Origin of the sequence: Allobosea sp. (assembly GCF_051860145.1) — a bacterium.
Lineage (GTDB): Bacteria > Pseudomonadota > Alphaproteobacteria > Rhizobiales > Beijerinckiaceae > Allobosea.
In genome coordinates this window covers 216,760-231,478 of sequence record NZ_JBHYEM010000004.1, presented here as the reverse complement: position 1 = coordinate 231,478, position 14,719 = coordinate 216,760, and the positions used below count along the sequence as shown (strand labels likewise).

Genomic DNA, 14,719 nt, shown 5'->3' with positions numbered 1-14,719 from the left:
ATGGACAAGCCCAATTCCATGCCCACGCCCGTCGCGGCGACCAATGAGGAGCGCTGGACGCCCTATCGCCACCCCCAGCCGAAGGATTCCCCGCCCGAGCTCATCGTGCCGAACGTCATCCCGACCGACGAGCGCGTCTGGGTGCCGGTCGATGACAATGTCTGGTTCCGGCCCCTGCTCTTCTGCGTGACGCGCGGCTACTGGATGAACCTGCTCAAGGTCCGCCGCGCCGGCGTGCTCTCGCGCCATCGCCACCCGCTGCCGGTGCATGGCTACGTGATCAAGGGCCAGTGGCGCTATCTCGAGCATGACTGGGTCGCGACCGAGGGCTCCTATGTCTACGAGGCTCCCGGCGAGACGCATACGCTGGTGGTCGATCCCGAGGTCGAGGAGATGATCACGATGTTCCAGGTCAACGGCGCGATGATCTATGTCGATCCGGACGGCAAATGCCTGGGCTATGACGACGTCTTCACCCGGCTCGACAAATGCCGCGCCCATTACGCGACCAACGGCCTCGGCGCGGAGTACGCGGATCAGTTCATCAGATAGCGGCCGCTGCCGTTTCTCAGAACCACAGCCCTCATCCTGAGGAGCCGCGCAGCGGCGTCTCGAAGGATGCTCCAGCGCGCTCTGAAACATCCTTCGAGACGCGATCTGCGATCGCTCCTCAGGATGAGGCTATAGGATCATTCAGCGCCCGAGCTTGGCCAGCTCGACTGCCGCCCTGAGTTCGATATGGGCCAGCACATCGTCGAGGCGCGGATCGTCGGTGGTCTCGCGCCGCAGCGACAGCATGGTCTTGAGGCGCTCGAGCTCGGCGACCTGGACCCGCCCCGACAGCAGCGCCGCCTTCAGCCGGTCGAGCCCGTCGAGCAGGTCGTGGCCGCGCCGCGCCTGGCGCTTCTTGCGTTCGGTCGCATCGCCTTCGGCTTGCACTGCGAGCAGCGTGTCCAGCGAACCGGCAGTGCTGACCGCGCCGGCCTGCGCCGGGGTCGCGCTGTCCCGCGCGGGAAGCGCGAATGACGACCCGCTTGCCCGCCTGCCCTGGCTGGCCGAGCCTGGCCCGAGAACGGGCGCGCGCGGGTCGATGCGGATCATGCGCAAAGCCTTGGGCCGGCCTGGTTAACAAGCGGTAAATCACCCGGCAGAAACTGCCGGTCCGGCAGGAACGGCATAGCCGGATGCGCCGTCCCATTCACCCGCCTGATCGCCAATACACTCTGATATAACGGCTTTTTCTCAGGCGGCGATTGGCACGGGCTTCGCAGGGCATGGCGGCAACCATTCCGCTCACCCAGGTGCCCGATGCTTCGTCTGCCCGCCCTGAAACGTCTCGCGATACCGCTCGCCGCTTTGCTGGCGGCCGGGCTTGCGCTGGCTTCGGGCCCGGCGGAGGCGCTCTCGCGGATCAAGGACCTGGCCTCGGTCGAAGGTGTCCGCTCCAACCAGATCCTGGGCTATGGCATCGTGGTCGGCCTCAACGGCACCGGCGACACCCTGAACAACGCGCCCTTCACCAAGCAGTCGCTGACGGCGATGCTGGAGCGGCTCGGCGTCAACACGCGCGGCGCCAATATGCGCACGGCCAATGTCGCGGCGGTGATGGTCACGGCGAGCCTGCCGCCCTTCGCGACGCAGGGCACCCGGCTCGACGTCACGGTCTCGGCGCTCGGCGACGCAAAGTCCCTGCAGGGCGGCACCCTGCTGGCGACGCCGCTGCTCGGCGCCGATGGCGAGGTCTACGCCGTCTCGCAGGGGCCGGTCGCGATCTCGGGCTTCTCGGCCGAGGGCGAGGCCAGCAAGATCACGCGCGGCGTGCCGACGGTCGGCCGCATCGCCAATGGCGGCCTCGTCGAGCGCGAGATCGACTTCGCCCTGAACAAGCTGAAGACGCTGCGGCTCTCGCTGCGCAATCCCGATTTCACCACGGCGCGCCGCGTCGCCGCCGCGATCAACGATTTCCTCGGCGGCGACGCCGCCGAGCCGACCGATCCCTCGACCGTCGTGCTGCAGATCCCCGCGCGCTTCCAGGGCAACATGATCCGCATGCTGACCGAGATCGAGCAGCTGCGCGTCGAGCCGGACCAGCTCGCCCGCGTCGTCATCGACGAGCGCTCCGGCATCATCGTCATGGGCAAGGACGTCCGGGTCTCGACCGTCGCGGTCGCGCAGGGCAACCTCACGGTGACGATCAGCGAGCAGCCGCAGGTCAGCCAGCCCGAGCCCTTCAGCCGGGGCGAGACGGTCGTGACCCCGCGCACCAGCGTCAAGGTCGACACCGAAGGTGGCAACAAGCTCGCCCTCGTCAAGGAAAGCGTCACGCTGGCCGAGCTCGTCGATGGGCTGAACGCGCTGGGCATCGGCCCGCGCGACCTGATCTCCATCCTCCAGGCCATCAAGACGGCCGGAGCGCTGCAAGCAGAAATCGAGGTGATGTGATGACTGCCGCCCTCGCTCTCCCCGCCGCCCGGCTCGCGCTCAATGCTGCCGGCAGCCTGATCGACGGCATCGCCGGCGCGCTCGACCCGGCCAAGGCGAAAGCCAAGAAGCAGGCCGACGAGTTCGAGACCATGTTCCTCGAGCAAATGACCGACAAGCTCTTCGCGACGACGGAGAACGAAGGTCCGCTCGGCGAGAACGGCACCGGCGGCGGCGTCTACCGTTCGATGCTGACCCAGGAATATGCCCGCCATCTTCAGAAGGCCGGCGGCATCGGGCTGTCGGACACGATCATGCGCGATCTGCTGCAGGTCCAGGAACAGGCCGGCAATGCCAAACCGGCAACCGGAGCGGCTCATGTCCGTAGCTAGGCGCGTACTGGACGAGCGGCCGCGCGTCGCGACCGCGATCGAGGCCCGGGCGCTGATCGAGACCGTGCTCGAGACGCTCGGCGCGCTCTCCCATGTCGTCGGAGAGGAAACCGAGCTGGTGCGCGCCGGCCGCCTCCCCGATGCGATGGAGCGCGAGCCGCGCAAGACCGAGCTCGCCGGCATCTATATGCGCGGCGTCGAGCAGGTGAAGCTCAACGCCGTCGCGCTGGCGCGCTTCGTGCCCGACGAGGTCAAGCGCCTCAAGGCCGCCCATATCGCCTTTCAGGACCTGATCGAGACGAACCAGATCGTGCTGGCCACGGCGCGCGCGGTCTCGGAATCGATCGTCCGCGACCTCGCGGCGGAGGCGAACCGTCCGGCTCGCGCCGCGGGATACGGGCCGGCCGCCACGGTCGGAGCCGGCGCCTTCGCGCGCCCGAACTCGGGGCCCCTGGTCGTCTCGCGAAGCCTCTGAAACCCCGCGCTGCGCCGCCATTCGTCAATATTTACCTAATTCCCTTACGTAAGATTCAATTTTTACCGACATGATCGCTGTGATCCGATGGGCTTGGCCTATCCGGGCTTCGAGGATCATGGCCGTGGCCGTCAGCCGCTGCCTGGCTCCAGAAGGAGTGAGCGATGGATTTCGGCAGCGCCGCGCGGGCGACCGCGATTGGGCCCTTCAACGTTCCCGCCAGGAGCGACGCAGTCGCGACGAGCGGCAGCATTCCCGTCGAATTGCCACCAGCCAAGACCGTGCAATCGGCCGCCGCCGGCGAGGCCGTCCGGCTCGATTTGCGCGGGCGTTCCGAGCAGGCTGCCCGTGATGCCGCCGCCGCGCAGCAGCGCGCCTCCTCGGAACAGCAGAGCCAGCGCCTGCGCGAACGGGATCTGCGCGACCTTATCGAGCCTCGCACTCGCACCCTCGTCTACCAGAAGAAGAACCGCGAGACCGGCGAGACCGTCTCGCAGCTGCCCGACGAGACCATGCTGAAGCTGCGCGTCTTCTCCCGCGAACTCGCCGAACGCGCCCGCAGCGCCGAAGAGCAGCACGGCTCCAGCATCGAGCGCACGGCCTAGCCGAAGCGCGGCACCAGCAGCATTGCCAGAACGCCCGGCGCCCGCTCCCGCGGGCGCTGCCCGTTTGCGCGAGATCTCGCCGCCGCTCGCTCTTAGCGCGCGCTTAACCATGCCGTGGCTTTGCCCAAATTCACGGCAATTCGCCCTCTGAAATTTACCAGTTGTTACGGGCTGGCGGCCAGTGTCGCCCCGTCCTGGCCAGAAGGCCATGACGCCAGAAGGCACCATACCAGAAGGGTATAATCACATGGCCTCCACCATCTCGCTCTCCGCGGGCGTGCGCTCCGCGCTCTCCTCCCTCGCCCAGACCACCTCCGCCTCGCAGCAGGGTCAGTACCGTCTTGCCACCGGCAAGAAGGTCAACTCGGCCGTCGACAACGCCGTGAACTTCTTCACTGCGGCCGGCCTCAACGACCGTGCCGGGCAGTTCACCAACCTCCTGGACGGCATCTCGAACGGCATCCAGACGATCACGTCGGCCTCGAAGGGCATCGACGCGATCACCAAGCTGGTCCAGTCCGCCCAGTCGACGATCAAGCAGGCTCAGGCCGACGCCGCCCAGAACCGCCCCAGCGTCACCACCGCGTCTCTCGGTGCGACCAAGGCGGCCGCTCTGGCCTCGACCGTCGTCGGCGCCGGCACGCTCACCCTGACTGCCGGCAGCACGGAATTCTCGGTCACTCTCACGGCCACCGACACGATCCGTGACGCCGTCAACAAGATCAACGACTCGGGCATCGCCACCGCTTCGGTGAACAATGCCGGCGAACTGACGATCAAGGGCTCGGGCTCGGACGACCTGGTTGTCGCAGGCGCCAACGCCACCCTGGCCGCCGGCCTCGACGGCACCGCCACGGCTACCGGCAACTCGGACGTGCGCGCCAGCCTCGTCGATCAGTTCAACGAACTGCGCACGCAGATCGACCAGCTCGCCAAGGATGCTGGCTATAACGGCATCAACCTGCTGTCGGGCGACGCGCTGTCGGTCGTCTTCAACGAGAAGACCGGCGCCGCTCAGAACAAGCTCGACATTCAGGGCGATGAGATCACGGCCTCCAACCTCGGCATCCAGGAAGCCGGCGCTGCTGGCATCGACTTCCAGGACGATACCGACCTTTCGAACGCCGCCGACGCGCTGACCAACGCGCTGACCTCGCTGCGCTCGACGGCTTCGTCGCTGGGTTCGAGCCTCGGCGTCGTCCAGGCCCGTCAGGATTTCTCCAAGGACCTGATCAGCACCCTCACCCAGGGCGCCGACAACCTGGTGCTGGCGGATACCAACGAGGAAGGCGCCAAACTGCTTGCGCTGCAGACCCGTCAGCAGCTCTCCCAGACCGCGCTCAGCCTGTCGAGCCAGGCCGACCAGGCAGTGCTGCGTCTGTTCTGATCCTTCGTCCCGCAGATGCGGGCAAGCCCACTGGAGGTGGGCGGGTTAAATGGACGGGGGGGGGTTCATCGACCCGCCGCCTTTCTTGATTCCTGCACCCAATTCTTACGTACGCGCGCCCGCGCTTAACGTTTTATTAGCCTTAACGAATGATGATCGGTCCAGGGCAATCCGAGCAGGCGTTGAGCCGCGCTTTCAGGGGACCGAGAGATGGCCAACACGATTCTTACCAGCGGCGTGCGCAACAACCTGCTCACCCTCCAGCAGACGACGGCTGAACAGGGGGCGATCCAGAACCGCCTCGCCACGGGCCGGCGCGTCAACTCTGCGATCGACAATCCGATCAACTTCTTCACCGCGGCAGGGCTGAATGACCGCGCCGGTCAGCTCAACGGCCTGCTCGACGGCATCTCGAACGGCATCCAGACCATCCAGTCGGCCTCGAAGGGCATCGACGGCATCATCAAGCTGGTCCAGTCGGCGCAATCGACGATCAAGCAGGCCCAGGCCGACGCGGCCCAGAACCGCCCGACGGCGACCAGCGCCACGCTCGGCGCAACCAAGGCCGCAGCGCTCGGCGCCACCGTCACCGCCGCCGGTACGATCACCATCACCGCCGGCAGCACCGCTTACACGGTCACGGTAGGCGCGACCGAGACCATTCGCGACGTGGTCAACAAGATCAACGACTCTGGCATCGCCACCGCTGCCGTCAACAACGCCGGCGAACTCACCATCAAGGGCACGGGTTCGGACGACCTCGTCATCGCCGGCGCCGACGCGGTCACCGCCGCAGGCCTCAACGGAACCCATACCGGCGCAGCCGCGAACTCCGATGTGCGCGCCAATCTTGTCGACCAGTTCAACGAGCTGCGGAACCAGATCAACGAGCTTGCCACGGACGCCAGCTACAACGGCATCAACCTGCTGGCCGGCGACGCGCTCTCGGTCGTCTTCAACGAGAAGACCGGCGCGGCGCAGAACAAGCTCAACATCCAGGGCGAAGAGGTCACGGCCGCCAATCTCGGCATTGGCCAGGCGGGTGCCGGCGGCATCGACTTCCAGAACGACACCGACCTTGCGAACGCCTCGGACGCCCTGACCAATGCGCTGACCTCGCTGCGCTCGACCGCCTCGTCGCTCGGTTCACAGCTCTCGGTCGTCCAGACCCGCCAGGACTTCACCAAGAACCTGGTCAATACGCTGACGATCGGCGCCGACAACCTCGTTCTTGCCGACTCGAACGAGGAGGGCGCCAAGCTCCTGGCCCTCAACACGCGCCAGCAGCTTTCCCAAACGGCGTTGTCGCTCGCCTCGCAGGCCGATCAGGGCGTGCTCCGGCTCTTCGGCTGATCCCGAGAGCCCCGCCCTCCCCGTCAGCCAGAAGGCAGGTCAAGACATGGCCCTCAAGGTCGAGCTCAAGCCGAACGAGCGCATCATCATCGGCGCCGTCGTCATTCGCAACGACGAGCAGCGCACCCGCTTCTTCATCGAGGGAGAGGCGCCGATCCTGCGCGAGAAGGACATCATGACGTCGGCCAACGCCGACAGTCCGGCCAAGAAGATCTATCTCTCGATCCAGCTCATGTACCTGGCCCAGGAACCGACGCATCAGCACGCGACCTATTTCCAGCTGGTGCGCGATTTCCTGCAGGCCGCGCCGAGCGCCCTGCCGCATATGACCGAGATCAATAACTGCATCTTAAGCGGCGATCTCTACAAGGCATTGAAGGCAGCCAAGAAGCTGATCGCTTACGAAGCGGAACTCATCGAGAATGCAACACGGGTTTAACGCCTACGGCGCGGCCGCAAGGACCGCGCAAGCCACCGTCTCCCCCCGCGAACTCGAAGCCACGCTCCTTCTCAAGGCCGCCGTCAGGCTCCAGGCGATCGTCGACGACTGGACCGCCCGTGAAGGCGAGCTCGACGACGCGCTCGGCTATAACCGCAAGCTGTGGACGCTGCTGGTTTCGGCCGTGATCAAGGAAGACAATCCGCTTCCGGTCGAGATCAAGCGCAGCATCCTGACGCTGGCCAATTTCATCTTCAACCAGACCTTCCGGATTTCGGCCCAGCAGCAGCCGGCAGGCCTCGCGGTTCTCATCAACATCAACCGCGACGTCGCCGCCGGCCTGCGCGGCCGCTGATCGCCGGCTGGCGCTAGCTGCGCCAGTCCAGGCCGTCGAGCCAGCCGATCACCGTCTCGATCCGCGCCTCCTTGCGGATGTCGCGGCGGGTCATCAGCCAGACCTCGCGCGACGGGAACGGCCCGCCCGCCTCGCTCCGCTCGAGATCCGCATCGGCATCGGCGACGCGGCAGGGCAGCAGGGACTTGCCGAGCCCTGCCTTCACCGCCGCGAGAGCGCTCTGCACATCGTTGACCGCAAATCCGGCCCTGGGCTCGGATGGGGCATGAGCCAGCCATTGCGCCTGCGGCAGATGCTGGCTGCCCTCCTCATAGCCGATCCAGGACAACGACGCGGCTTTGCGGCCGCGCGCCGCATAGGGCGCGAAATCGAGCGTGCCGAGACGACGGGCCAGCGCGGCCGCCTCCGCCTGCGGCCGCCCCAGGCGCAGGACGATATCGGCCTGAAGCCGGCTCAGGCTGAGATTGCGCCCCTCGGCGATCAGATCGAGCCGGAGCGCCGGATGCGGCGTGAGCAGCTTCGGCAGGGCCGGCATCAGCACATGGTTCACCAGAATCGGCACCGCGCTCAGCCGCACGGTCCCTGAGACGAGCGCCGGCGCTGTGGCCACATTGGCCAGCGCTTCGACCTCCTGTTCGACCCGGGCCGCCCGCGTCACCGCCAGCTCGCCCGCCGCGGTCGGCCGCAGCCTGCCGTCGCTGCGCAGGAACAGGCTCGCGCCGAGCGCAGCTTCCAGCGCTGCGAGCCGGCGCGCCACGGTGGTCTGGTCGACATCCAGCCGGCGCGCGGCGCCCGCGAGCGTGCCCGCCCGGGCGATCGCCAGCGCATAGCGAAGATCGTTCCAGTCCATGCCTGCATATTTGCAGATTGGGATGGCAGTCGTCTGCATGTTCCTGCAGGATGCCACGGCGCATGCTTCGCCCTCGACCCAGGGAGAGACCCACATGCTGTTCGCCGTTCTGTTCACCGACGATCCGGCCCATGCCCAGGCGCGCGACCGCCTGATGCCTGACCATCTCGCCTTTCTTGAAAGCAATAGCGGTACGATCCAGGCCGCGGGCCCGCTTCGCGAAGGCGAGGAGGCGGCTGGGGGCCTCTGGCTCGTCGAGGCGCAAGACGAGGGCGCGGTGCGGCGTCTCTGCGAGAGCGATCCGTTCTGGCCGACCGGTTTGCGCCGCTCCGTCCGCGTGCTGCGCTGGCGCCAGGTCTTCGCGGACGGGCAGCGGCTCGCCTGACGAGCCGCGCCGGTCAGAGATATTTCGTCAGCGTCAGCTGCGACAGGATCGCGGTCGTCTGGTAGCTCGCCTGCAGACGGGTCTGCAGCGCCAGGATCTGCACCGCGACCTCCTCGGTGGTGACGTTCTCGATGCCGCCTAGCGCCGTGGTCAGGTAGTTCTGGGTGCTCTCGTGCCGCTCCTTGGCGCGCGCCAGCGAGGTCTGGGCCGTGCCGAGTTCGGTGATGATCTCGGCCGGCTTCTGTACGCCCTCGCCGAAACCGAGCTTGTTCTGCGCTCGGCTGGCCATGGCCTCGTAGCGCGCCTGGGAGTTCGGGTCGGTGGCCGGGAAGGTCTCGGTGGCGAGCACGGCGAATTGCGCCAGCCCGACCCGGAAGGCCTCCTCGTTGGCGCGGGCGCCAGTGCCGACGATCTGGCTCTGGTCGACCTGAACCGTCGCCGTGCCGCGCGCGGGTCCGGGACCATCGTCGCCCTGGTACCAGATCACGGTATTGGCCGCGGTGCCCGGCGCGGGAGCAGCCGTCGCCGTCGCGAAGGGCGGACCGGGCACCCGCAGCGGCGGGTTGCTCGTGCTGCCTGCGAAGAAGTTCTCGGCCGCGACCGAGGCCGAGGCCGCCGACAGGCTGGTCTTCGCCTCCTTGCCGAGCGCCGCGCTGATCGAGGCGCGAAGATTCGCGGCCGTCGCGGCCTCGTTCGCGCCGATCTCGAAGGTGGTGGCTGCGCTGCCATCGGTGCCTGCCGCACGGGCGGTCAGGACGATTTCCTGCTTGGTGCCGTCGGGCAGGTCGAGCTGGATGCGCAGCGTTTCGCCGGCCAGCGGCTGGCCGGCGACATCGACCGAGAGATTGGCCGGAGGACCCGCCGTATAGGTCGGCACCAGCGCGGCGCCGCTCGTCGAGGCGCCGGTGAGCTTGAAGCCGTAATTCGGGTTGCCGGCCTCTTCCGCGATCGTCGCCGTGGTGCCGGCGCCGCCTGCCGTCAGCCGCCCGAGCCCGGTCAGGCCGAGATCGGCCTCCTTGCGCTCGGCGATGAGCTGCTTCACGCCGGCCCGGCCGGCGCCGTCCCCCTCCATGATCAGCGAATAGCTGACCGTCGGCTCGACATCGGAGGTACGGCCGGAGAACAGGTAGCGGCCGTTGACATTGCTGTTGAGCAGGTCGAGCACCTGCTTGAACTTCTCCTCGGCCAGGACTTGAGGCGCCGAGCGACCGCTGGCATTCGCCGTATAGCTGCCCGGCCGCACGTCGTTCTTGGTCTCGGTCACCAGCTTCGCGTAGTTCTCGACCGCCTGGCTCTGCAGCTTGAGGTTGATGCTGGAAAGCTGGATGCCGGAGAGCCAGGAATCGATCGACGCCATCTTGGCGTTGAGATCGAGGCTGGTGCGCCGGTCCATGCCGAGATCGCCATAGCTCGTGACCTTCTTGCCGGTCGAAAGCTGGCGCTGCAGGTCGTCGAACTGGGCCCGGGTCGAGACGAATTCGTTGGGCTTGGCGGCGCGGTAGGCGCCCGATCCGGTTGCGGTGATCGTCATGGCGGCGCCTTCCTCAGACTCTCATCAGCAGATCCATCATCTCCTTGACCGTGGAGATGATGCGGGCATTGGCGGCGTAGGCATTCTGCAGTTCGATCAGCATGGTCATTTCCTGATCGACATTGACCTGGGCGGTCTCGGCGAAGCGGCTCTGCACCGAGGCGAGCGCGACCTGCTGGCCCTCGTCGAGGCGCTTGGCGGTCTCGACCGCCTGGCCCTGCGAGGCGACCACCCGTTGCACGAAGCTCGAGATGGTCGCGGTCGAGGTCGCCTTGGAGCCGTCAAGCGAGGTCGCGTTGGTGAAGCTGCGCTGGCTCTGGGTCAGCCGCTCCAGCATCAGCTTCGCCCGCGTGTCGTCGCCCTGCGGCGTCGCCGGCGTCGTGTTGAAGACGACGAGCTTGGACCGGTCGGCGATCAGGTCCGGATTGATCGCGATGCGCCCGGCATAGCCGAGCGCCTGCGAGCCGCCCTCGAAGGAGCCGGTATAGGGCCGCGTGCCATCGACGAAGAAGGGCAGCTCGGCCGATCCCGACTGCAGCCCGGCCGCGGTCGACCGCGCCGTCAGTCCGAGCACGTCGCGCGTATTGCCGGCGCCGTCATCGACGATGCTCAGCACCGAGCCGGTGTTCGAGACGGTGAAGCCGCCGCCGGTCGCCGCCTGGATCTGCGCCGCGACGGAGGCCGGCCCGCCGGAGAAGTCGATGCCGACGACGGTGTTGTTGGCGTCGCCGGTAGCCGAGGCCGGCAAGGGCAGCGAGGCCCCCGATTCGACCCGCACGAAGGTGAAGCGCCGCGTCGCGCCGCCGGGCGTCACGCGATAGTCGAGCGTCACGCTGTTGCCGGATTGCAGCCCGGCGAGATCGACCTCGAACCCCGTCGCGGCCCCTGCGGTGACGGCCGTGCCGGAGATTTCCCGGTCGGAGAGCGCGCTCGACATCTGCGCCGCGATCTCGTCGAGCTGGGCCTGCGCCTGCACCAGGGTCTTGTCGCGCAGCTCGATGAAGGCGGCGATCTCGCCCGAGCGGAACACGTTGTTGGCGATCGCGTCGCGCGTGTTGCCCGAGCTGTCGGTCATCGTGATGGTGCCGACGCCGCGCTCGGACGCGACCGGGCTCCACTGCGATTCCGGGCCGAGCGCCGAATGCTCGTCGAAGCCGAAGGTCACCGATGGGCGGCCGTCGAATATCTGGGCACCCGAGCCGGTGACGATGCTGAGCGAGCCGCGCGCATCCTCGCTCGTCTTGATGTCCATATATTGCGAGAGCTCGGCGACGATGCGGTCGCGCTGGTCCTTGAGCCCCGCCGTCGCCTGGTCGTTCTGGCCGTTGACGATCCGGGAATTGACCGTGGTCAGCGCGTTCAGCAGCTCGTTGACCTGGGTGACCGCGTTGCCGATCCCGGCCTCGGCCTGGGTGCGCAGGGTCTGGACGCCGTCGGACAGGCCGTTCAGCCGGCTCGCGAGCTGGGAGGCGGCGTCGATCACCGCGGTGCGGTTGGCATAGGAGGACGGGTCGTTCTGCAGCGCCTGAAGCGAGGTGGTGAAGGCGCTGTAGACGGAATCGAGCGCCGTCGAGCTGCCCGGCGCGCCATAGAGCTTGTCGAGGCTGGACATCGCCGAGGCCCGCGTCGAGGTATAGGCAGCCCCGGCGCTTTCCTGCCAGAGCTGGTGCTGGACGATCCGGTCGAGCAGCCGCTGGACCTGGCCGGTCGAAGTGCCGACCGTATTGCCGCTGACGGTGTCGAGCGTGTTGACGACGCGCCGGACATAGCCGGCCGTGCCGGCATTGGCGACGTTCTGCGAAACGACGCCGATTCCGACCTGCGTGGCGCGCAGGCCGGAAACCGCCGTGTTCAGGGATGTGCTGAGACCCATCGTCTACTCCCGTCGTCCCCGCCCCTCCTGGGGCGCGTACCGGTTACTCGCGGCGTCCTGCGCGTCAGCGGATGATGCTGAACACGTCGCGCAGCATCTCCTGCGCCGTGGTGATGACCTTGGTGTTGGCCGAATAGGCCTGCTGGGTGACGATCATCTTCGAGAACTCGTCGGCGATGTCGGTATTGGACTGCTCGACATTGCCGCCGATCAGCTGGGAGGTGCCGAGGCCGACGATCGGCGCGCCGGACTCGATCGTCTCCTCGAAGGCGCCGCCATCGAGCCGCTTCAGCGCATTGGCGGCGTTGAACTGCGCCACCGAGAGCTGCGCCAGCGCCACGACCTGGCCGTTGCTGAATGTGCCGACCACCATGCCCTCGGCCGAGACCGAGACGCGGTCGAGCGTGCCGGCGGTATAGCCGTCCTGGCGGATGCTGCGGGCATCGACCTCGCCGCTGACATCGCCGTTCTGCGTCAGGCCGTTGCCGCCCGTGGTCAGGCTGATGCCTGTCACCGTGGTTCCGCCGATCGTCATCGTCGGCAGCGCGATGGTCGCGCCCGAGGTCAGCTGGCCGGTCGGGCCGAAGGTGATGTTCGACGGCACGCGGCGATAGGCGACGGCGCCGCCGGTCGCGCCGGTATTCTCGGCGACGAACAGGCTCCAGGTATCCTCGACGGGCGGCGGGCCGGCCGAGGCCTTCGCCGTCTTGGCCCAGCGCAGCTCGACGCTGGTCGCCTGGCCGAGCGAATCATAGACGGTGACCGAACCGCCAGCGATCGACTGGTTGAGGAAGGTGGTCATGTCGCTGCCGACGACGGTGTTGGTGGTCATCGGATTGGCGCCGGTGAAATCGGTCGGGTCGAGCAGTTCCGAACCCGTCACCGTCGGATTGTCCCGGTGGTTCTTGGTCGACGGGGTGGAAGGCAGGTTGGCGCGGTATTCGATCGAGGTCGTCGCCTTGGCCGGGAACTGCTCCTTGGTGATGCGCAGCACTTCCGGCTGGGTGCCGATCAGCTGCCCTGTCACCGAGTCGAGCTTCAGGCCCTTGAGGTAGTAGCCGGCGCCGTTCACCAGGTAGCCGTCGGCGTCGAAGTCGAAATCGCCGCGGCGGGTATAGAGGTTCTGGTTGGCGAATTGCGTGTTGGCGCCGAGCCCGCTCAGGCGCTGGTCGACGACGAAGAACCCGTCGCCGTTGATCGCGACATTGGTGCTGATACTCGTCGCCGAGAGATCGCCCTGGATGGTGTTGGTCGAGCGGCTATAGGCCGCGACCGAGCCGGCGACCTGCCGGTTGAGCGCCGAATCCGGCACCAGATCCGCAAAGCTCGTGTCGACGCGCTTGAAGCCCGCCGTCCGCGAATTGGCGATGTTTCCGGAGATGTTCTCGAGCGCATAGGACTGCGCCTGCATGCCGGAAACCGCCGTCGTCAGCGCACTGAAGACACCCATGATACCCCTCGCCTCAACCCTGGCGGCCGGATGGCCGCGCGATACGTCGAGGCCGGCTTTGCACGGGCTATGCCATGCGGGGCCGTCTTAGATTTCAGTGGGTTGGATGGTTTCCAAAGCGTATCGCGGCGAATTCGACCGGGTCGTTTCGGCCACGGGCGGCAAATCTTGCCGGGTGCGCGCTCAGTCGCTCGCGGCCCCGCCGCGCCAGGACGCGAGATCGCTGGCGACGTCCGACAGCGTCGGCGGCTGCGCCTCGACGAAGGGCAAGGGCCGGCAGACCGCGAGCGCGGCCAGCCCGATCCGCGCGGTCAGCAGGCCATTCAGCACGCCCTCGCCCAGCTTCGCCGACAGGCGCGCGGCGAGCCCCTGCCCCACCACCTGCTGGACCAGCGCATCGCCCGCCGCGATGCCACCCGTGACGACGAGATGGCCGAGCACCTGCCGCGCCAGACGCAGCAGGCCGAGCGCGCCGGGGCGCCCGGCATAGATGCCGGCGATCGCGCGCAGCAGCCTGGCGCAGGCGACCAGCACGAAGACCACGTCGATCAGCGCGCGCGGGCTCACCGCGGTGACCAGGGAGACGCGCCTGGCCGCCAGCGCGATCTGGACCTGCGCAGCGGCGTCGAGCGGCGCCATCAGGCTGCGCTCGGCGACCGTCAGGACATCGCGGGCGGCGAAGAGCTGCGGCAGGCTGTCCTCGAGCTCCGCCCTGCCCTTGGCCGTCTCCGGCCGGCTCGCATAGAGGCGCCGGAGCTCGCCGGCGATGTCCTTGGCCTGGTCGAGGCTGCCGCCCGCCAGCACCTCGGTCGCGCGCAGGCGCAGCGCCTCGACGCGGCGCTCGCGCAGGATGTCGCGCAGGACCCGGCCGAGCATCACGACCAGCGCCAGCAGCGCGACCGCGGCCGCGGCGAGCGCCGCATAGCCCAGCACCGGGCTCTCGTTCATCAGCGAGGTGATCGTCCGTTCCGCCCAGACGCCGATCGACAACGTCAGGAAGGCCGAGAGCCCGGCGACGAACAGGCTGCCCCAGCTGAAGCCACGGCGCGGCTTCACCGGCACGGCGGCGGGCTCCACCGGGTCGAACGGCTCGCTTTCGGGCAGGATCGCGATCCCGGTCTCGCGTGGCATCGGCTCAGCCTCGATAGAACTCGCGTCGAGACGCACAGCGCGCGGAGCCTTGCTCATGGATGGCCTCCTTGC

The 14,719-nt window shown here is 67.7% G+C and carries 16 protein-coding genes; 10 read left to right on the top strand and 6 right to left on the bottom strand.

What is annotated here, in order from left to right; genetic code table 11:
• On the top strand, positions 1-552 hold the full coding sequence (locus tag ACTIF2_RS09050; RefSeq protein WP_439496726.1) for a 2,4'-dihydroxyacetophenone dioxygenase family protein: 552 nt from the start codon (positions 1-3) through the stop codon (positions 550-552).
• Positions 553-693: 141 nt separating this feature from the next.
• On the opposite strand, the gene ACTIF2_RS09045 is transcribed toward ACTIF2_RS09050, so the two are convergent.
• Positions 694-1,101, bottom strand: coding sequence for a flagellar assembly protein FliX (locus ACTIF2_RS09045; protein WP_439496725.1), 408 nt, complete (start codon positions 1,099-1,101; stop codon positions 694-696).
• A 207-nt stretch (positions 1,102-1,308) separates the two neighbouring features.
• Here ACTIF2_RS09045 and ACTIF2_RS09040 point away from each other — a divergent pair, with 207 nt between their 5' ends.
• The 8 genes from ACTIF2_RS09040 to flaF all read left to right on the top strand — a co-directional run bounded on the left by ACTIF2_RS09040 (position 1,309) and on the right by flaF (position 7,427).
• Entirely contained in the window at positions 1,309-2,442 is a 1,134-nt protein-coding gene (locus tag ACTIF2_RS09040; protein ID WP_439496724.1) for a flagellar basal body P-ring protein FlgI, read from the top strand.
• Complete coding sequence (locus ACTIF2_RS09035) at positions 2,442-2,813, top strand: rod-binding protein (RefSeq protein WP_439496723.1); 372 nt, start codon at positions 2,442-2,444, stop codon at positions 2,811-2,813. Before ACTIF2_RS09040 ends, ACTIF2_RS09035 begins: the two co-directional genes overlap by 1 nt.
• Complete coding sequence (locus ACTIF2_RS09030) at positions 2,800-3,288, top strand: hypothetical protein (protein WP_439496722.1); 489 nt, start codon at positions 2,800-2,802, stop codon at positions 3,286-3,288. The genes ACTIF2_RS09035 and ACTIF2_RS09030 overlap by 14 nt, the downstream gene beginning before the upstream one ends.
• Before the next feature lie 164 nt (positions 3,289-3,452).
• On the top strand, positions 3,453-3,893 hold the full coding sequence (locus ACTIF2_RS09025) for a hypothetical protein (RefSeq protein ID WP_439496721.1): 441 nt from the start codon (positions 3,453-3,455) through the stop codon (positions 3,891-3,893).
• 247 nt (positions 3,894-4,140) lie between these two features.
• On the top strand, positions 4,141-5,280 hold the full coding sequence (locus tag ACTIF2_RS09020) for a flagellin N-terminal helical domain-containing protein (RefSeq protein ID WP_439496720.1): 1,140 nt from the start codon (positions 4,141-4,143) through the stop codon (positions 5,278-5,280).
• 210 nt (positions 5,281-5,490) lie between these two features.
• On the top strand, positions 5,491-6,633 hold the full coding sequence (locus ACTIF2_RS09015; protein WP_439496719.1) for a flagellin N-terminal helical domain-containing protein: 1,143 nt from the start codon (positions 5,491-5,493) through the stop codon (positions 6,631-6,633).
• Positions 6,634-6,679: 46 nt separating this feature from the next.
• Positions 6,680-7,072 carry a flagellar biosynthesis repressor FlbT gene (gene flbT / locus ACTIF2_RS09010; RefSeq protein ID WP_439496718.1) on the top strand — a complete coding sequence of 131 codons (393 nt, stop codon included), beginning with the start codon at positions 6,680-6,682 and terminating at the stop codon, positions 7,070-7,072.
• A complete protein-coding gene (gene flaF / locus ACTIF2_RS09005) occupies positions 7,056-7,427 on the top strand; it encodes a flagellar biosynthesis regulator FlaF (RefSeq protein ID WP_439496717.1) in 372 nt (123 codons plus the stop codon). Before flbT ends, flaF begins: the two co-directional genes overlap by 17 nt.
• A 13-nt stretch (positions 7,428-7,440) precedes the next feature.
• Here the strand turns inward: flaF and ACTIF2_RS09000 are convergent, their stop codons facing one another.
• Entirely contained in the window at positions 7,441-8,316 is an 876-nt protein-coding gene (locus tag ACTIF2_RS09000; protein WP_439496716.1) for a LysR family transcriptional regulator, read from the bottom strand.
• Between the two features lie 55 nt (positions 8,317-8,371).
• On the opposite strand from ACTIF2_RS09000, the gene ACTIF2_RS08995 reads away from it, so the two are divergent.
• Positions 8,372-8,662 carry a YciI family protein gene (locus ACTIF2_RS08995; protein WP_439496715.1) on the top strand — a complete coding sequence of 97 codons (291 nt, stop codon included), beginning with the start codon at positions 8,372-8,374 and terminating at the stop codon, positions 8,660-8,662.
• A gap of 13 nt (positions 8,663-8,675) precedes the next feature.
• Here ACTIF2_RS08995 and ACTIF2_RS08990 read toward each other — a convergent pair whose 3' ends face one another.
• The 4 genes from ACTIF2_RS08990 to ACTIF2_RS08975 all read right to left on the bottom strand — a co-directional run bounded on the left by ACTIF2_RS08990 (position 8,676) and on the right by ACTIF2_RS08975 (position 14,704).
• A complete protein-coding gene (locus ACTIF2_RS08990) occupies positions 8,676-10,193 on the bottom strand; it encodes a flagellin N-terminal helical domain-containing protein (protein WP_439496714.1) in 1,518 nt (505 codons plus the stop codon).
• Positions 10,194-10,206: 13 nt separating this feature from the next.
• Positions 10,207-12,066 carry a flagellar hook-associated protein FlgK gene (gene flgK / locus ACTIF2_RS08985; RefSeq protein ID WP_439496713.1) on the bottom strand — a complete coding sequence of 620 codons (1,860 nt, stop codon included), beginning with the start codon at positions 12,064-12,066 and terminating at the stop codon, positions 10,207-10,209.
• A gap of 64 nt (positions 12,067-12,130) precedes the next feature.
• The gene (locus ACTIF2_RS08980) at positions 12,131-13,516 is read right to left on the bottom strand and encodes a flagellar hook protein FlgE (RefSeq protein ID WP_439496712.1); all 1,386 of its coding nucleotides are present in this window, start codon (positions 13,514-13,516) and stop codon (positions 12,131-12,133) included.
• Between the two features lie 183 nt (positions 13,517-13,699).
• A complete protein-coding gene (locus ACTIF2_RS08975) occupies positions 13,700-14,704 on the bottom strand; it encodes a YcjF family protein (protein ID WP_439496711.1) in 1,005 nt (334 codons plus the stop codon).
• Between the last annotated feature and the right edge of the window lie 15 nt (positions 14,705-14,719).